Here is a 17773-nt window from a genome sequence, read left to right as displayed (position 1 = left end):
AGACCTTCGCGGATGCCGGCTGCGCCGGGCCTGGTGCGCAGTAACTGACCGGTATAGAGCGGTACTTGCATGATGCATCGGTATGCGCGCGGCGCGTCCCGAACGGATCGCCCATCCCGAACGGGGCGCCCATCCCGAACGGATCGCTCATCGCGAACAGGTCAGCCGAGCGCCAGGCGCCCCACAGGACCGTGCGGCCCCTCGGCGATCTCCAGGACCGTGCCGAAGGGGGCGGACAGTTCGCCGAGTTCCTTGAGGATGCGGTGGCCGTCGGCGGGCAGGGCCCTCTCGGGCCGGCCCCGGCGGTGGACGGGCCGGCCGAAGCCCAGGGTCACCGGGTGGAGTTCGACCACGGCGGGGCGGTGGCGGCCGGCGTCGTCGGCGGGCGGTGCGGTGGTGACGACCGGGACGACCGTCTCCCAGTACTCGCTGTGGGCGCCGAATCCGCGGGTGTCGGCCAGGCTGCGGGCGTTGAAGAACCCGAAGGGGGTGAGCGGCCGGTCCGACGGCACCTTCGCGTAGTCCTCCGCGGGCAGCCGTTCGGTCAGCTCGATCTGGCTGACGAGATTGCCGAGGCTGTAGAAGACGGGGCGTCCCCGGTGCACCTCGATGCCGCGCAGCCGGTGCGGGCCGTGCCCCACCACGATGTCGGCCCCCGCCTCGATCACGGCGTGGGCGAAGGCGCGCAGGAACGCGGCCGGTTCCAGCCGGCTGTTGCCCGACTCGTGCGAGTGCACGCTCACCACCACCAGGTCGCTGCGCTGGCGCGCCTCACGCACCCACGGCAGGATCGCGGCGAGGTCCTGGTCGTCCACGTGCGTCGAGACCCCCGGCGTCTCGCCCGCGCGGAAGAGACCGCCGAGGAAGGGGAAGGGGTCGGCGTCCTCGCCCCAGGGGTCGGTGCCCATCATGGCGACGAGGCCGGCGCGCCCCGCGGCCAGGCCGCTCTCCCGGTCGATGGTGCGCAGCACGGCCAGCTGCTCGGCGGTGACGTCGACGATCTGACGGTGCCGCAGCGGGCTGATGCCGGTGCGCCCGGGCAGTTGCAGGCCGGCCGGCGCGGCCTCCTGGCCCTGCGCGTAGCTGGCGGTGCAGGCGATGAGCGCGGCGCTGCCGGCCGGACGGTCGACGTACGCGGGCATACGGGCCGTGGTGAGGTCGGCCCCGGCGCCGGCCGCTGCCACCCCCCGGTCGGCGAGCGCGCGCAGCTGCGCGAGCAGGCCGTCGGCGCCCATGTCCATGGCGTGGTTGTTGGCGCACGAGACCATCGTGATGCCCGCCTCGCGCAGGCCGTCGAGCACGTGCGTGCCCGCGGCGAGGGTGGAGCCCCAGGGGTCGCGGACGGGGTGCCCCTGCCAGCCGCCGGCGGCCACCTCCAGATTGGCGAAGGCGAAGTCGGCCCGGGCCAGCATGCTCTGCAGCGACCACGCTCGGTCCGAGTCGCCGAACACCGCGCCGCGCGTGGCCATCCAGTCTCCGCCCAGCGCGATGCTGAGCCCTTTGCCCGCTGCCCCGTCTGTCCGCTCGGCCATCCGTCTCCTCCTCGGGCCGTTGCCACCTCTGCGCCGCCGATGTTCGCCGGGCGCGGTTGCGGCGGGGTTTGCCCGCGGTTGGCCGGGGCGCGGCCCGTGTGCCTACCGGGGTGCAGGCCGCGGCAAGGCGGGCCCAAACCAGGCCGGTCGAGGGTGACGGCGTACCGCGGCCCCATGTGAGGAGGAGAGCCGGATGACAGCCCCCATGACCGAGTCGCCCCCGGCCGTCGAGCAGTTCCCCGAGGGCTCCGCCACGCCGCTCCCCTGGGACCTGGCCGGGTCCGAGGCCGAGTTGCCGCCCGCAGCGCGTCCGGGACGGTCCGTCCGCGGCGGCGCCCGGCGCTTGGGCAGGCTCGCGGAAGGGCAGGAGGACCGGCCGTACGAGCTGTTCCAGCTGCGTCCGCTCGGCCCGCTGATCGGAGCGGAGATCACCGGCGTGGACCTGGACGAGCCGCTGTCCGCTCGGGTGCGCGAGGAGCTGCACCGGGCGCTGCTGGAGTGGAAGGTGCTGTTCTTCCGGGACCAGTGGATCAGCCACGAGCAGCACACCGCGTTCGCCCGGAACTGGGGTGAGCTGGAGAAGCAGCGGATCACACCCGGCGGCACCGGGCCCGGCGTTGCCCGGTACGTCAAGGACGCCGAGCACGCCGGGTTCGAGAACGCCTGGCACGCGGACATGACCGGCAGGCCCCGGCCCGCCATGGGCTTCGTCCTGCGCCTGCTCAAGGGGCCGCAGGCGGCGGGCGACACCCTCTTCGCCGACGCCGCCGCGGCCTACGACAACCTGCCCGAGAAGGTACGGGAGCAACTGGACGGGCTGCGGGCGGTGCACGACCTCACCGCGACCATGGGGCCGTTCGTGCCCGCCGAGCAGGTCGCGCGCATCAGGGAGCAGTTCCCGCCGGTCGTCCACCCCGTGGTGCGCACGCATCCGGAGACCGGACGGCGGACCCTGTTCGTGAACTCGGTCTTCACCGACCGGGTCGTGGACATGGAACCGGAGCGGGGCGAGCGGCTGCTGCAGTACCTGTTCCGGCAGCTCCAGGCCCCCGAGTATCAGGTGCGGTTCAGCTGGACGCCGGGCGCCGTGGCCTTCTGGGACAACCGGGCGGTGCAGCATTACGCGGTCAACGACTATTTCCCCGCGCCGCGGGTGACCGAACGGGTCGCCATCGCGGGCGACTTGCCTTACTGACGACACGGCTCCGCAGCGCCTACCGTCTGCAAAGCGCGCGGCAGTCACCACACAGGCCGCCCGCGGCAGGGTTGTCGCACTACCCCCACGTGAAACGGAGCGTCATGAGCACCACTGTCACCATCAACCGCGCCGGTGTGGGCCTCGACGAGATCGCCGAGGCCGTGCGCACCGAACTGGGCCCGGAGTACACGATCGAGCAGAGCGGCAAGCCCGACTCCTTCGTCGTGAAGGGCGGTTTCCTCACGACCGCCAGCGTCCAGGTGCGGGCGGCCGGCGCGCAGACGGCCGTAGTGATCAAGGGCGGGGGCGGAATCCTCATCGCCCAGCGCCTGCGCAACGAACGCGGGATCGCCCAGCAGGTGGCCGGCGCGATCGAGCGACGCTGCTGAGCCGCACCGGCGGCTGAGCGGATTCACACATGAAGAGGCTCCCGACGGGCTGAACGGCCCACCAGGAGCATTCAAGGAGGTGGTCCGGCCCGTGGCTGCCATAGCCATCGAGACCAGGGATCTGCACAAGACGTACAGGGACGGCGGCCGAGAGGTCCACGCGGTGCGCGGCATCTCCCTGTCGGTACGAGAGGGAGAGGCCTTCGGCCTGCTCGGCCCGAACGGGGCGGGCAAGTCGACGACGTTCGGCATGCTCACCACCCGGGTGCAGCCGACGTCGGGCTCGATGCGGGTGGCCGGGGCCGACCCGGTCGCGGACCCCGTCGCGGTCAAGCGCCGCATCGGCGCGGTGACCCAGCACAACACGCTGGACCGCCAGTTGACCGCGCTGGAGAACCTGGAGTTCCGCGGCCGGTTCGCCGGCCTGTCCGCCAGGGCGGCCCGGCAGCGGGGCCAGGAGCTGCTGGATCGCTTCGGGCTCGGCGACCGCGGCGACGCCATGGTGCACCGGCTCTCCGGCGGCCAGGCCCAGCGGGTGATGATCGCCCGCGCGCTGCTCACCCGCCCGGCCGTCCTCTTCCTCGACGAGCCGACCTCCGGTCTCGACCCGCAGACCCGCGTCAACCTGTGGGAACTGCTGCGCGAGATGCACGCAGAGGGCCAGACCATCGTCCTGACCACGCACTACCTGGAGGAGGCGGAGGCGCTGTGCGAGCGGATCACCGTGGTGGACCACGGCAGGACGCTCGCCTCCGGCAGCCTGGACGAGCTGACGTCCCTCAAGGGCGGTGACGCGGTGGTGAGCGTGGCCCACGAACCGGGCAGCGACCTCACCGGGCTGCTGGAGCCGGTGCGGCGCGTCCCCGGGGTGCGCCGCGCCGAGGCGGACGGCGCCACGCTGCGCGTCTTCACCGGCCGCCTCGACGGCGTGGTCCCGGCCGTGCTGCGGGCGAGCCTCGACGCCGGCCTGTTCGTACTGGATGTGTCCGTACGCCGTCCCAGCCTGGAGACGGTCTTCCTCGCCCTGACCGGACGGGAGTACCGCGAATGACCACTCAGATCATCCGGCCGGCCTCCGGCGAGCCAGCAGTCACGACCACCCCAGCGGCCCCCGGGGCGCTGCGGCTGGTGCGGCCGCTCTTCGCCCTGCTCGCCCGCGACATGCGGGTGCTGCGCCGCGACATCACCGGCTTCGTGCTGCGGTCCATGACCCAGCCCCTGCTCTTCGTCTTCGTCTTCGCCTACGTCATGCCGAAGACCCAGGGCGGCGGCGGTGCGTCCGCCACCCCCGGCGGTGTGTCGTTCGCGACCATCCTGGTGCCCGGCATGGTGGCCTCCGCGGTGATGCTGCAAGGCATCATGTCCGTCTCCACGCCGCTGGTGATGGAGCTGTCCTACACCCGCGAGATCGAGGACCGGGTGCTCGCCCCCGTACCGCTGTGGATGGTCGGCGTGTCGAAGATCCTCGCCGGTGCCGTCCAGGCGTGCGTCGCGGGCCTGGTCGTCCTGCCCTGCGTGCTGTACGTGCACGCCCCCGGGCAGGCGCCGCACGTGTCCCTGGACCGCTGGCCCGCCGCCCTCGGGGTGCTGGTGCTGTCCGCTCTGCTGATGGCCGGGCTCGGGCTGCTGTTCGGGACCGTGGTGGAACCGCGCAAGCTCAGCACGCTGTTCACCGTGATGATGGTCCCCATCACCATGCTGGGCTGTGTCTACTACCCGTGGGCCGCGCTGGACAAGGTCGGCTGGATGCAGTGGGTGGTGCTGGCCAACCCGCTCGTGTACGTGAGCGAGGCGCTGCGCGCCGCGTTCGTACCGGGCGTGCCGCACCTGCCTGCCTGGGCGTACCTGGGCGTGCTCACCGTGGGCACGGCGCTGGTCTTCGCCCTCTCCGTACGGACGCTGCAGCGCAGACTCACCGACTGAACCGGTGCCGATGCCGAGTATGCCGAGGATGAAGGACACCGCACTCGTCACGGCGGGGCCGGCTCTGCACGCCCGCGAACGCGAGCTGGCCCGGCTGCGCGTACTGCTGCAGAACGCCCGTCTGGTCACGCTCACCGGGCCGGCGGGCGTGGGCAAGAGCAGGCTCGCCGAGGCGCTGGTCGCCTGCGGCCCGCAGGACGGGTGGCCGCCCGGGGCGGCCGTGGACCTCGTGGACGTACCCGACGCGCGGACCGCCGGCGAGCTCCTCGAAGCGGCCGCGGAACGTCTGGCACCGGACACCGGGCCGCGGCTGCTGCTGCTCGACAACTGCGACCTCGTGCTGGGCGCGGTGGCGCAGTTCGCGTCCGGGCTGCTGTCCGGCGGCCCGGAGGGGCTGCGGATCGTCGCCACCTCGCGGGAGTGCCTGGGCGTGAGCTGGGAGACGGTCTGCCCCGTGCCGCCGCTGCCGCTGACGGAGGCCGAGGCATTCTTCGTCCAGCGGGCCGCGGCGCACCGGGCCGGCGTGGTGCCCGAGATCTCCCCGGAGGTACGGGAGATCTGCGCCCGCCTCGACGGTCTGCCGCTGGCGCTCGAACTGGCCGCCGCGCAGACCAGGGTGCTGACGGCGGCCCAGATCGCGACGCGGCTCGACGACGGCCTCCGCCTGCTGGCCGGCGGGCGGCGCACCGGTCCCGCGCACCACCGTTCGCTGCGCTCCACGCTGGACTGGGCGGCCCAGACCCTCACGGCACCGGAACGGGTGCTGCTGCGGAGGCTGTCGGTTTTCGCGGACTCGTTCACGCTGGACCTCGCCGAGCGGATCTGCGCGGGGCCGCGGCAGCCCGCGGAAGAGGTGTCGCTGCAGGCGGACGAGGCATCGCTGCCCGAGGAAGAGGTGCTGCCGGCGCTCGCCGGTCTCGTGTCCAAGTCGCTCGTGGTCTGCGACCCCAGCGGAGAGCAGGCCCGCTACCGCCTGCTGCACACCATCCGGACCTACGCCGCCGAGCGGCTCGCCCGGTCGGGCGAGACCGAGGCGATGCAGCGCACCCGCGTCCGGTACGCCCTGGCGCACCCGGCGGGGCTGTGCCCCGCGGACCTCACCGCGGCGCTCCAGTGGTGCGCCGAGCACGGCGACCTCGGCGACGGGCTGCGCCTGGCCGCCGGGGCGGCCCCGTTCTGGCTGCTGTCCGGGCGGATACGCGAGGGTGCCGCCCTGCTGACGGCCCAACTCGCCCGCGCGGACGCCGCCGCAGCAGAAGAACCGGCCGGAGAGCCGCCCCCGAACCCGGCCGGGTACGCCCGCGCACTGCTCGCGCGCGGCATGTTCGACTGCGTGCTCGGCCGGTCCGAAGCGGCGCTGGCGGCCGCGGAGTCGGCCCGGGAGCGCTGCGCGCGGGACCAGGACGCCCGCGGACAGGCGTGGGCCGAGGCCCTGGCCGGGGCCGCCCTGCTGGGCACCGATCCGCAGGCGGCCGCGTGCCGCATCGACCGCGCGGTAGCCGCGCTCGACGCCGACGCGCCCTGGGCCCCCGTCGTCACGGCGTTGCACGCGCTGGCGGCGGCAGAGGCCGGCCAGGCGGAGGCGGCCCGGGAGGCGGCGGCCACGGCCTTGTCGGCCGCCCGTAGCTGCCCCCTTCCCCTGGTCCTGGCAGTGGCGTTACCGGTGGCCGGGCGGGTGGCCCGGCAGCAGGGCCGGCTCGACGAGGCACGGACCGCGCTGGAGGAAGCGGAGGCGCTGGCCGCCGGGTCCGCTGCGCGCGGTGCGCTGGCGCTGATCGTCGCGGAGGCCTGCCGACTGGACCTGGACACGGGAACGGACGGGGAAGCCCGGCTGGAGCGGGCGGTGGCCCTGGCCGCCGAGGTGGACGCACCGCTGCTGGGCGCGGCGGCTTTGAACGTCGCCGGGCGAAGCCGCCTCGCACACGGTCGCAAGGAGACGGCCAGGAAGGCGTTCGCCCAGGTCACCGCGGTGTCCCGGGAGACCACCGCGGCCCAGGCGGCGAACGGGATCCTGGGGCTCGGCGAGGTGGCCCTGGCGGCCGGCTCGGCCGGCGCCGCCTGGACCCTGATCGAGGAGGCCCACGCCATCGCCCGCGCCGGTGCCCGGCCGGCGCTGCTCGCCCGTACGGAACAGGCGGTCGGCGACTGCGCGCGGGCACTCGGCGACGCGGCCCGCGCCTGGTCCGCGTACCACCAGGCGCTGGGCCTACGCGTACAGGCAGGGCTGTCCGTCGCGGCCGTCGAGTCGCTGGAGGCGCTGGCCTCACTGGCCCTGGAACAGGACCGCACCGACTACGGCGTACGCCTGCTCGCCGCCGCCTCGGGCCTGCGTGACGCCCTGGGCAGCCGCCGTACCGGGCCGAACCGCGGCCGCTGCGACGCGGACCGGGCTCAGGCCATGGCCGCCCTGCCGACGGAGCGTTTCGCGGAGCTGTGGGCCGAGGGGCGGCGGCTGTCGCTGCGGGAGGCGGCGGCGTACGCGGGCCGCCTGCGCGGGCCGCGTCGGCGCGGTGTGGGCTGGGTCAGCCTGACGCCCGCCGAACGCCAGGTGGCCGACCTGGCGGCGACGGGACTGACCAACCGGGAGATCGGCGACCGGCTGTTCTCCTCGCCACGCACCGTCCAGGCACACCTGTCCCACGTCTTCGCGAAGCTGGGCATCAGCTCCCGCAAGATGCTGGCCGAACAGACCGCGGCCCGAAACCGACAGCTGCCACCGCGCCATGAGGGCCGCGCCCGGGAGTGAGTCCGCCCCCGCGCCGCTGCGGGCGACGCCGAAGGGCTCCCGGCGATGCCGGGAGCCCTTCGCGCGTTGCGTGGCAGGTCAGCCGAAGCGCCGCACCTGGTTGCGCCGATAGAGCCGCGACGCGAGCACGAAGAAGACCACGGCGTACCCGCCGAGCCAGGCCGCGGCGGTGGTCCAGGGCTCGTCCGCCGCGCCCAGGGTGCCCCAGGCGAGCTGGGCGTAGTGGTAGGTGGGCAGCACCCGGGCCGCCTCCCGTACGGCGTGCGGAAGTTGGGAGAGCGGCATGAACAGACCGGAGGCCATGGACAGCAGCAGATAGCCGAGGGTGGCGACCGGCGACGCCGAGCCGGGCCCGGCCACGTACCCCAGGGCCATGCCCATGGCCAGGAACGGGATGGAGCCGAACAGCAGCCGGGCGACCAGCTCCCCGAGGGTGGCCGCGCTCAGTCCCGCGTCGGTGAAGAGGGCCGAGGAGAGCGAGAGCACCGCGAAGGAGAGGGCGCTCACCACGACGGCGACCAGGCCCTTGGCGGTCAGATACGTCCACGGCCGCATCGGGCTGGCGCGGAAGAGCCGGTCGATGCCCTGCCCGCGCTCCACGGCGAGCGTGGTACCGAAGTTGAGCAGCATGATCGCTCCGCCGGCGTAGGCGCCCATGGAGCAGAGCGTGTACGCGGCGTAGGGCGCCCCGTGCTGCGGCTGGTGGCCGCCGCTGGTGCCGAGCACCAGGTACAGCACCAGTGGCAGGGCGATGGCGGCGACGATCAGCGAGGGGTTGCGCATCAGGATCAGCGCCTGCGCGCGGATGGAGGCCGGCAGCTGCCGGCGCCAGGGGGACGCCGTCTGGACGGTGGTGGTCATCAGGCCTGCACCTCCGCGGCCTCGGACTGCGCGGTTTCGGGTTCTTCGGCCTCCGGCGGCGCGATCTTCGTCTCCGTGGCCTTCGTCTCGGTACCCGCGGTGCCCCCGGCCCCGTCCTCCGCCGCCTGGTGGACCAGCCGCTGAATGGTTTCCTCCAGGTCGACGCCGACGACCTGAAGGTCCGTCAGCCGACTGCCGCGCAGCACCAGCGTGCTCAGCACGTCCTCCGGACGGTCGCTGTGGAAGCGCACCGCGGTGTGCCCGTCCTGCGGCGTCAGCTCCAGGCCGTCCAGCGGCAGCCCGTCGAACTCGGCCGGGCCCACCTCGCCCGGCAGCAGGAACGACACGCGTTTGCCGGTGGTGAGCGCCTTGATCTCCGCCTTGGTGCCGTCGGCGATCAGCCGGCTGCGGTGGATCAGCACCACCCGGTCGGCCAGGCGCTCCGCCTCGGCGAGGTAGTGCGTGGTGAGCACGACGGTGCTGCCGCGGTCGGCGAGGCCGCGGATATGGCCGAGGAACTGGTTGCGGGAGTCGACGTCCATGGCGACCGTCGGCTCGTCGAGGAACAGCAGCTCCGGGTCGCCGCAGACCGCGAGCGCGAAGTACAGCCGCTGGCGCTGCCCGCCGGAGAGGTCCTGCGCCCGTACGTGCAGCCGGTCGCGCAGGTTGGCCATGTCGATCACCTGGTCGGTGTCCAGCGGCGTGGGGTAGAACTCGCGGAACAGCCGGATGAGTTCACCCACCCGCAGGGCGCCGGGTACGCCCGAGTCCTGGAGCATCACCCCGGTACGGGACCGCGCCCGTGGGTCGGCCGGGTCGAGTCCGAAGACCCGGACCTGGCCGGAGGTGGGCTTGCGCAGCCCGGTCATCATGCTGAGCGTGGTGGTCTTGCCCGCTCCGTTGGAGCCGAGCAGGACGGTGATCTGGCCCGGCGCCAGCTCCAGGCTCAGGTCGGACACCGCCCGGAAGCCGCCATAACTCTTGGACACGTGATCGAGGACCACGGGTGTCGGGCACGACATGTCTCTCCTCTGTGCGCGCTTACTGTCTGTCGGTCGAGCAGGGTCTGAAGCGCCGTCACACGGCGGCATCCGCCCCGCTGCCGGTCAGTTCGGCCCGCGCTGCGGAGAATTCGTCCCACCCCCGACGTTCGGCGTACTCCAGGTAGACCCCGCCGCAGTCGGAGCGTAGGGGGCAACCGTCGCAGGGCCCACCAAATTCACGTGTCTGATCGTCCATGAACTGGTCATAGTTGTCGTAGACCTCGCCCTGGTACAGCATCCGGATGAACCGGGTGCCGTCCTCGATGGCCAGCTGCTGGTACGGCTGGACGACACAGAGCGGGAAGCCCTCCAGGGACACCCGGTGGCCCTGGCCGGTCAGTTCGTCGAGCACGGGCAGCAGATGGGTGCGGGTCTCGGCGACCGTGGGGGCCTGCATGTCGAGGGCGAAGTAGCCGCTGCCGACCGGGTGCAGGTTGGAGATGTTGATGTGGTCGACGCCGAGCTCGACGCAGAGCCGGCAGATGTTGCCGAGCTGCCCCATGTTCATCCGGGTGATGACGATGTTGACCCGGACGGGGATGCCGGCGCGCTTGGCGTTCCTGATGCCCTCGATGGTCTCGTTGAAGCCGCCGGGGGTCTGGGTGAGGCAGTCCTGGACGTGGGAGTCGGCGCCGTGCAGCGAGATGACGAAGAGCCGGACGCCGCGTTTCTTGAGCTTCTCGACGAACTCCGGGTCCTTCAGCCGCCGGCCGTTCGTCTGGATCTGCACCTCCGGGTAGCCGAAGACGTGCGCCGTGTCCAGCAGTTCCATCAGTCTCGGGTGGATCGTCGGCTCGCCGCCGTGCAGGTTGAGGGACTCGAACCCCTCGTCCGCGTTGGCGATGAGGAACTGGGCCAGTTCGGCGTACTCGACGCTGTCGGTCTTGGCGAGCGGCGATCCCACCACGCAGAAGCCGCACTTCTCGTTGCACAGGTCGGTCACGTGCATGCTCAGCTGCTTCATCGTCATCCTCACAGGGTCAGACCGGCCCTGCTCGCCGCCTCGGTGAACGCCGCGCGGGTGTCCACCTGGGTGTCGAGAAGGGTCAGATAGGCGGCGCGGGCGGCGGCGTACCGGTCCCGGGTCTCGGTGTCGTACAGGGCGCGCTCGATGCCCTGGACGACGGCGGGTTCGTCCAGGAGCTCGATGTCGGGGAAGGCGTCGGTGTAGGGGTTGGCGGTCAGGATCGGTTCCAGGAAGTCGTGGAAGCCCAGCGGCCACATGCGCAGCCGGTGCAGCGGCACCATGCCGGTGAGCCACTCGCGCACGAAGCCGGTGAGCCCGCCCAGCCGCTCGGCGACCTGCTCCACCGCGTCCGTGCCGGGCACGGCGAAGCTGTTGGTCAGCGCGATGCCCGGGATGTCCGAGGTGATGGCGCGCGCCAGGGTCGTCGCACCGATGTTGAGGCTCAGGACCAGGTCGCAGGAGCCGAGCAGGGTGCTGAAGCGGGCCGGCGAGCAGGGCGGCAGCACATGGGTGCGCTCCACGGGCAACCCGCCGACCTCGGGTGGGGCCTGACCGATCACCAGGAAGTGGGTGGTCTCCGGCAGCTGCGCCAGATAGTGGGCGAGCAGCCGGGGCACGCCGCGCAGCACATGGGTGCCGATCGACGAGTCGTACCGGTCCTCGGGCAGCTGCTGCCAGTTGGCGACCGGCAGCATCACCAGGCGGTCCTGCGGCCCCAGGCCGAAGGTGGTGAAGAGGTGCTGCTTGGTGCGCCGGCTGACCCGCTCCGTGCCCTCCCACAGACGGAACGGGTAGGCCCGGCCCTCGCGTTCGGGATGGGCGAGGGGGACCGGCCGCAGGTGCGCGGGCATCTCCAGGATCCGCTTGTCGACGTGGCGGTCCTCCTCGAACATGTCGATGGCGAAGGACGTCTTCTCCCACTCCCAGATGTCGATGGGCAGGATGGGCAGCCCGTACTCCTCGATGAACCAGGGCTGGAGGCGGTAGCGGTTCTGGAAGACGCCGCTGAAGGTGAAGTAGTCCGCCAGGACGATCGCGTCCGGACGGTAGGTCTCGACGAGGTCGTCGACGATCAGCCGGGCGAGCGGCCCCATCTTCTGGTCGATGAGGGTGTGCGGGATGCCGCTGCGCTTGAGGACCGGCTCGGAGATGGCGGAGATGACGAAGTGGCTCTGCACCCCGAGCGGGCGCAGCTGCTGCGCCAGCGAGGTGCCGATGACCGTCTCGCCGTAGCCGGCGGTGGACAGGGCGAAGAACAGCAGTCTCATGTGCGGCTCGCAAGGTCGCTGCGGGACGGGTCGGCGGGCTGCTGCCCGGGGTTGCGGGGGAGCGTCGACTGGGCGTCCAGGCAGCGCAGGATGCCGACGCGGGTGCCGGCGTCCTCGAAGGAGCCCTCCGGGAAGGGCACGCCGACGACCTTCAGGCCCTGCCGTACGGCCAGGTCGAAGTAGTGGCCGAGGGCCGGTTCGCCGGAGCCGTCGGGCACCTCGGCCAGGCCCTGGTGCAGCAGGTCGGCGAAGGCGTCGCCCCAGATGGCCAGCCCCCAGGTGTTGGCGACCGGCGGCCGGGCGGGCTTGTCGAGGACTTCGAGGACACGCTCCCCGTCCAGCAGCACCGGCCCGAGCCGCTCGGGCTCCGCGGTGGGGAAGACGGCCAGGGCGAGGTCGGCCCCGGTGGCCAGGTACCGCTCACGCAGCCGGGCGGGGGCGTCCACGGGGGTGGTGATGGTGTCCGGCATGGCGAAGACGACGTGCCGGCCGCGGGTCCAGGAGTGGGCCAGGTCCAGGGCGTACGGCAGGCCGCGGGCCTCCTCCTGGTAGAGGTAGCCGATCTCCATGCCCACGTGCGAGCCGTCACCGAAGTAGTTGAGGACGTCCAGCTTCCAGGGGGCCACCACGAGCAGCACCCGGTCGGCGTCGGCGGTGGCGATGGCGGCCAGGGCGTACTCGGCGACGGCCCGCGCCCGCACCCCGGTGCCGTCGCCGCCGAGCGGCTCGTACGTGATGGGCAGCAGCTCCTTGGGGTAGCGCAGCGGCGCCAGCCGGGTGCCGCGGCCGGCCGCGGGCAGCACCCCTATGAACTCGCCGCACTCGCCGCACTCGCCGGACGCGCCGGACGCCTCGCTCATCGGGCCGCCTCCGCCCGTGCCGTCTCACCGAAGCGCTGCTCGCGCACCGTGTCGATGAGCTCCTGCTGGAAGGGGTCGGCGACGTGCGCCCGGAGCTTCTCGCGGCCCTTGCGGCTGAGCAGCACCTTGGAGCACATGTCGCAGCCGCTCGAGTACTCCTTGCCGCCGAAGCGCCCGCGCAGCTCGTCGTCCTCGTTCACCAGCCGGGCCACGCCCTGGGGGCCGAAGGAGCGCAGGTACTGGTAGGCGTAGTCGGCGTCGGCCTCCTCCATGATCTCGCGGAAGCTCTTCTGCTTGAGGTTGCCGAGGAAGTAGACGTCCTTGTCCAGCGGGCGGTGCGCGCCGACCTTGGCGACGTGGCAGGCGCACAGGTCGCCGTTGGGGTTGATGATCGGGGTGTGCAGCCAGCAGCTGGTCTTGAAGTGCTCGGGCAGCGGCGGATGGCCGGTGCTGGCGACGTGGTCGATGTGCGGGGTGGAGATGACCCGGTCCACGTGGATGAGCAGCCGGTCGCCGTAGTCCTCGTACAGGGCGCGGAACTGCTGCTCCTCCTCGTCCTTGGCGATGGTGATGCACAGGCTGATGTCGCGTACGCCGTGAGCGATGGCGCCGTCGATGACGTTGCGCACGTACTGGGCCGGCACCCGCTCCTGGTGGAAGACGTCGGTGCTCAAGTAGAGGTGCGTCAGGCCCGGCAGCTGGTCGAGGAACTTGTCCACGGTGGCCGGGTCCTTGCCCCAGAAGCTGCTGGTGAAGACGCCGGTCTTCGGCTTGGCGGGGTGCCGGGCGACGGCCTGGACACCGGCCTTGAGCAGCGAGAACCGCTGGAAGGGCTCGCCGCCGGTGAAGATGATGGCGGGGATGCCCCAGTCGCAGGCCTGGGTGACCCAGGCGGCCATCTCCTCCTCCGCGGGCTGGCGCTCGCGTATCGATCCCTTGAAACCGCAGTGGCTGCAACCGACCGTGCAGATCTCGGTCACGCTCACCAGGATGTTGGTGTAGTACACGGAACTCCTCAGTGATCGGCTGTGCTGGGGGCTACTCACCGACGTACACGCCGGTGTTCCTGCAGTGCTCGCGCAGGCGTTCGCGGGCCCGCGCCAGGTCGTCCAGCGTCAGCTCCGGCATGAGCGCCCGGACGTAGTCGGCCATGGCCTCCTCCCGGTCGATGACGTCGAGACGGGCGTGCCGTTCGGCGATCTCCTCCCGTACGTCCGCGTCGGCGATCTCGAGCCCCAGCCGCCGTGCGGTGGCCGCGGCGAAGGCGGGCTCGGTGAGGAAGCGGTAGTCGAACGAGCCGGGCTCGGGGGAGAGCACCTCGATGTCGGACGAGGCGATGGCCCCCTTGCCGCCGTCGACCAGGGCGCAGATGGAGTCGACGTTCTCCTCGAGGAGACGGCGGGTCATGCCGATATGGCCGACGACGAAACCGGTCTTGAGGAAGATCCCCTCGTCCCGGGCGCGGTCCATCGCGTCGAGGTTGTGCTGGAACATCCGCTCGGCCCTGTAGCGCGGATCGCCGCCCCGGGCGGGGGAGAGCGGTTTGTTCAGGGCGGACAGGGAGAGCGGGGAGCCGGCGTCCAGGCCGACCATCAGATAGCGGACGCCGAGTTCCCGCAGGGTGGCCGCGTGCCGGGGATTGGACAGGCCGTCCGCACGGGCGTACCCGGCGAACACGGGACGCTCGTCCTGCGGCGTGCCCCGCCACCAGTCGGGCGCCGACCGGCACATCTCACGCAGCAACGACCCGAAGGTGAGGGGCAGCTCGTCGGCGGTGAGCGACAGGAAGTCGTAGCCGGAGTGCACGGCGTGCTCGACGACCTGCCAGCCGCGCTCGGCGTCCGGAACGCTGTTGCGCCACATGCCGCCGTACTGGATGGAGCAGAACGTACAGGCGTCGTCACGGCTGAACTTGATGCAGCCGCGGGCGAGTTCCATGGGTACGGCGTTGTGCAGCGGGACGCCGAGCAGTTCGCGCAGCCGGGGGGCGACGCGGGTCGCGAAGTTCGCCCGGTACTGCGGGGTGTGCGGGAAGTGCTCGTCGATCAGCCGGTAGTCGTGGCCGGTGAACACCGGCTCGGGCCGCTGCTCCGTCATGACCAGGCCGTCGGCGGTCCAGGTGACCAGACCGGGGTAGTGGTCGGGCGAGCGCACCTGGCCGCGGTGGAGATCGGCGATCAGGGAGCGGAACGGGCCGACCACTTCGTTGCCCGCGAACGCGTAGTCGATGCAGTCGCGGCGGCGGTCCAGGCACTGCCGGGCGAGGGCGGTGACGTGGTCGTTGCCGACGACGGTGCGTATTTCCGGGCGCACCGCCTTGACGTGGCGCAGCAGCTCCAGACCCGCCTCGTAACTGGCCGTCAGCATCGAGACGCACACGGCCAGCAGATCACCGGCGTTGTCCTCGACGAACCGCAGGATCTCGGGCCAGGGCACGACCGTGCCGTCCAGGTAGACGGGGGTGATGCCGGGCACGGGCACGAGTGCGGACGCGAGCGTCAGCACGCCGAGACTGGGGACGTTCGCCCAGTCGGTGAGGTCCTCGGGGCGGGTCAGTGTGCAGGACACGTCGTCGCGCACCTGGTTGGTGTTCGGGGGGTTGACTAGCAGCACGAGGCGCATCGGTCCCGGTCACTCTCCGCTCTGGGGGCAGTCGGTCCGCCGGCGGTCGCGGTGGCGCGGCGGGTACGGATGTGTGGCAAGGCAGGGCACAGGCGGTTCTCGGGTCGAGGCACGGGGACGGGGCGTGGGGGAGGCCGCGGGGGTCGTCACGAGGCCTGCGCGCGCTCCTCCCACGGGGTCGGCGGGCAGGGGCGCGGGGTGCCGCCGCGGGCGAGCCATACGGCGAGGTCGGCCAGCAGCCCGGCCCGGACCTGCTCGCCGCGCAGCGCCAGCAGCCGCGCCGACAGGCCGCAGGAACCGGCCATGTCCTCCGCGTCCTCCGCCGGAAGACCGGTGCGGTGGGCCAGGACGTACTCGACGAGTTCCCTGGCCTCGCCCTCGTGCCCCTGTGCGAGGAGCTCGTCGGCGGCCAGGAGCCGGCCGTGCACGTCCATGTCCTTCGCGTCGCGCATGGGTGCCTCCCGGTGCAAGCAGCGAATGGGGTGTACGGATGGGGCGTCAGAAGCACCGTGATCGTGCGGACTCGAACTTGCGGGCGACTTGCTCGTCGACTGCTTGCCGGTATGGCCGCGGCCTGTGTGGGGGCTGCTGCGGAGGAATTGCGAGGGAAGCGGAAAATACGTGAGAGGTGACCGCCACCCGTGTCCGAGTTGGCGGTAACTGGTGCAGTTTTTTCTGATATTCCGTCAAGCTTCGACAAAAGCGAATGCCGTCGGACGATGGTGGAGGAGTCCGAAAGGTCACCTTCGTGGCGTACTGGTCCGAGTCGGAAACCGTAACGAAACCGTCCGTGCGGCCCGGGAAGCGGAACGTCCCAACCCGGCGACTACCGATGGTTGACCGATCCTTTGCGCGCGGTGAACCCGCCCGGACACCAACATGGATCATGAAACCGGTTGATCGCCGTGTTTTCGGGGGGATGGTTCATCGTGCAGCCAGCGAACGTGCCCTGCACCACCGCGGCTTCGCTCTCCTTCACCGGGCCTCTGGCGCGCGTGAACGAGATGTACGCGGAGCTGCAGCTGTGGATCCAGCAGGACGAACGACGCCGGATCGCCCGGGAGCTCCACGACACCACCGCCCACGCCCTGGGTGTGGCCGAGCAGAGCCTCAAGCTGCACCGCCTCCTGGCCGAGAGCGACCCGGAGCGGGCGGCGCGGCGGCTGGAGCTCGCGGAGCAGTCGGTCCGCGAGGCCATGCAGTCGGTCCTGGACATCGGTACCGAATTACGCCTCGCGAGCGAGGACAGGGAACTCGGCGAGGCGCTCGACGGCTACCTGGCCCGCACCGCACCCGCGGACGTCGAGACGGAACTGACCACGTCCGGCCCCCTGCACGAGCTGCCCCGCTCGATCGCGGAGCAGATCTACCTCATCCTCCGCGAAGCCGTCCGCAACGCCTTCCTGCACGCCGGGCCCCGCCGCCTGACGATCGACGTCGGCATCGCGGACGGAGCGCTGGCCGCCCGTGTGAACGACGACGGCACGGGCTTCGATCCCGAGGTGACGGCCCACCACGGCGGCGGGCTGCTCTCGATGTCCGAGCGGGCGGAACTGATCGGAGCCCGGCTGCGGGTGCGCAGCGGTGCCGCCGGCACGGCGGTCGAGCTGCGGCTCCCCCTCGCCGGCGCCGGGGAGGAGTGACGTGAGCGGCACCGTGACATCCCCGCTCTCGCTGGTCCTCGCCGACGACCACACCATCTTCCGGGAGGGCCTGGCCGAACTGATCGGCCTGGACCCCGGGTTCACCGTGGCCGGGCACGCGGACACCGGGACCGCGGCCGTCGCCGCCGCCGAACGGCTGCGGCCCGATCTGCTGCTGCTCGACTTACAGATGCCCGGGCCCGGCCCCGACGCGGTCATCGAAGAGGTGGCCAGAAGATCGGACCGGACCCGCGTGGTCGTCCTCACGATGTACGACGACCCGGTGCTCAGCACCCGGCTGCTGGCGTGCGGTGCCGCCGCCTACCTGGTCAAGAACGTCGGACGCGAGGAACTGCTCGCGGTGCTGCGCGCCGTGGGCCGCGCCAGGGACGGGGGGCTGCTGGCCCTCCCGCGCTCCACGTTCGACTCCCTCGGCGGTGTCCCGGACGAGCGGTCCTTACTCTCCCCGCGCGAGACCCAGGTGCTGGAGCTGCTCGCCGCCGGCTGCTCCAACGCCCGTATCGGCACCCGGCTGGGCATCGCCGAGTCGACGGTGAAGCGCCATCTGACCAACGTGTACGCCAAGCTCGGCGCCTCCTCGCGGGTGGACGCGCTCCGTCTGGCGTACGAGTCGCAGCTGCTGCACCGGGCCGTTCCGGGTGCGCCGACGGCAGCAGCGGATATACCGCAAAACAGTGCGCCCTAGATTCCGACGCAAGTC

General features: G+C 72.0%; 16 protein-coding genes. 7 read left to right on the top strand and 9 right to left on the bottom strand.

Annotated features, from left to right (window positions below; translation table 11 throughout):
• Nucleotides 1–161 precede the first annotated feature (161 nt).
• Complete coding sequence (locus ACWD4J_RS04265) at nt 162–1532, bottom strand: CapA family protein (RefSeq protein ID WP_451393757.1); 1371 nt, start codon at nt 1530–1532, stop codon at nt 162–164.
• A gap of 193 nt (nt 1533–1725) precedes the next feature.
• On the opposite strand from ACWD4J_RS04265, the gene ACWD4J_RS04260 reads away from it, so the two are divergent.
• The 5 genes from ACWD4J_RS04260 to ACWD4J_RS04240 all read left to right on the top strand — a co-directional run bounded on the left by ACWD4J_RS04260 (nt 1726) and on the right by ACWD4J_RS04240 (nt 7788).
• Nucleotides 1726–2727 (top strand): TauD/TfdA dioxygenase family protein, encoded by a 1002-nt coding sequence (locus ACWD4J_RS04260; protein ID WP_451393756.1) that lies wholly within the window; start codon nt 1726–1728, stop codon nt 2725–2727.
• 104 nt (nt 2728–2831) lie between these two features.
• Nucleotides 2832–3119 (top strand): hypothetical protein, encoded by a 288-nt coding sequence (locus ACWD4J_RS04255; RefSeq protein ID WP_451393755.1) that lies wholly within the window; start codon nt 2832–2834, stop codon nt 3117–3119.
• 91 nt (nt 3120–3210) lie between these two features.
• Nucleotides 3211–4170, top strand: coding sequence for an ABC transporter ATP-binding protein (locus ACWD4J_RS04250; RefSeq protein ID WP_451393754.1), 960 nt, complete (start codon nt 3211–3213; stop codon nt 4168–4170).
• Complete coding sequence (locus ACWD4J_RS04245; RefSeq protein WP_451393753.1) at nt 4167–5042, top strand: ABC transporter permease; 876 nt, start codon at nt 4167–4169, stop codon at nt 5040–5042. The genes ACWD4J_RS04250 and ACWD4J_RS04245 overlap by 4 nt, the downstream gene beginning before the upstream one ends.
• 28 nt (nt 5043–5070) lie before the next feature.
• On the top strand, nt 5071–7788 hold the full coding sequence (locus ACWD4J_RS04240; protein ID WP_451393752.1) for a LuxR C-terminal-related transcriptional regulator: 2718 nt from the start codon (nt 5071–5073) through the stop codon (nt 7786–7788).
• 78 nt (nt 7789–7866) lie between these two features.
• On the opposite strand, the gene ACWD4J_RS04235 is transcribed toward ACWD4J_RS04240, so the two are convergent.
• The 8 genes from ACWD4J_RS04235 to ACWD4J_RS04200 form a co-directional block, all read right to left on the bottom strand.
• The gene (locus tag ACWD4J_RS04235) at nt 7867–8649 is read right to left on the bottom strand and encodes an ABC transporter permease (RefSeq protein ID WP_451393751.1); all 783 of its coding nucleotides are present in this window, start codon (nt 8647–8649) and stop codon (nt 7867–7869) included.
• Nucleotides 8649–9671, bottom strand: a complete 1023-nt coding sequence (locus ACWD4J_RS04230; RefSeq protein WP_451393750.1) for an ABC transporter ATP-binding protein — start codon at nt 9669–9671, stop codon at nt 8649–8651. The genes ACWD4J_RS04235 and ACWD4J_RS04230 overlap by 1 nt, the downstream gene beginning before the upstream one ends.
• Before the next feature lie 55 nt (nt 9672–9726).
• On the bottom strand, nt 9727–10662 hold the full coding sequence (locus ACWD4J_RS04225; protein WP_451393749.1) for a radical SAM protein: 936 nt from the start codon (nt 10660–10662) through the stop codon (nt 9727–9729).
• Between the two features lie 2 nt (nt 10663–10664).
• On the bottom strand, nt 10665–11927 hold the full coding sequence (locus ACWD4J_RS04220; protein ID WP_451393748.1) for a DUF6365 family protein: 1263 nt from the start codon (nt 11925–11927) through the stop codon (nt 10665–10667).
• Nucleotides 11924–12787 carry a sugar phosphate nucleotidyltransferase gene (locus ACWD4J_RS04215; RefSeq protein ID WP_451393747.1) on the bottom strand — a complete coding sequence of 288 codons (864 nt, stop codon included), beginning with the start codon at nt 12785–12787 and terminating at the stop codon, nt 11924–11926. The genes ACWD4J_RS04220 and ACWD4J_RS04215 overlap by 4 nt, the downstream gene beginning before the upstream one ends.
• Nucleotides 12784–13794, bottom strand: a complete 1011-nt coding sequence (locus ACWD4J_RS04210; protein WP_451393746.1) for a radical SAM protein — start codon at nt 13792–13794, stop codon at nt 12784–12786. The genes ACWD4J_RS04215 and ACWD4J_RS04210 overlap by 4 nt, the downstream gene beginning before the upstream one ends.
• Nucleotides 13795–13825: 31 nt before the next feature.
• Entirely contained in the window at nt 13826–15400 is a 1575-nt protein-coding gene (locus ACWD4J_RS04205) for a B12-binding domain-containing radical SAM protein (protein WP_451393745.1), read from the bottom strand.
• Between the two features lie 155 nt (nt 15401–15555).
• Nucleotides 15556–15861 (bottom strand): hypothetical protein, encoded by a 306-nt coding sequence (locus ACWD4J_RS04200; RefSeq protein WP_451393744.1) that lies wholly within the window; start codon nt 15859–15861, stop codon nt 15556–15558.
• 477 nt (nt 15862–16338) lie between these two features.
• On the opposite strand from ACWD4J_RS04200, the gene ACWD4J_RS04195 reads away from it, so the two are divergent.
• Entirely contained in the window at nt 16339–17052 is a 714-nt protein-coding gene (locus ACWD4J_RS04195; RefSeq protein WP_451393743.1) for a sensor histidine kinase, read from the top strand.
• A 1-nt stretch (nt 17053) separates the two neighbouring features.
• The gene (locus tag ACWD4J_RS04190; protein ID WP_451393742.1) at nt 17054–17758 is read left to right on the top strand and encodes a response regulator; all 705 of its coding nucleotides are present in this window, start codon (nt 17054–17056) and stop codon (nt 17756–17758) included.
• Nucleotides 17759–17773 lie beyond the last annotated feature (15 nt).

This window comes from Streptomyces sp. NPDC002577, from assembly GCF_053594815.1.
The sequence above is the reverse complement of the archived record's forward strand: the minus strand, read 5'-3'. Positions and strand labels throughout refer to the sequence as shown.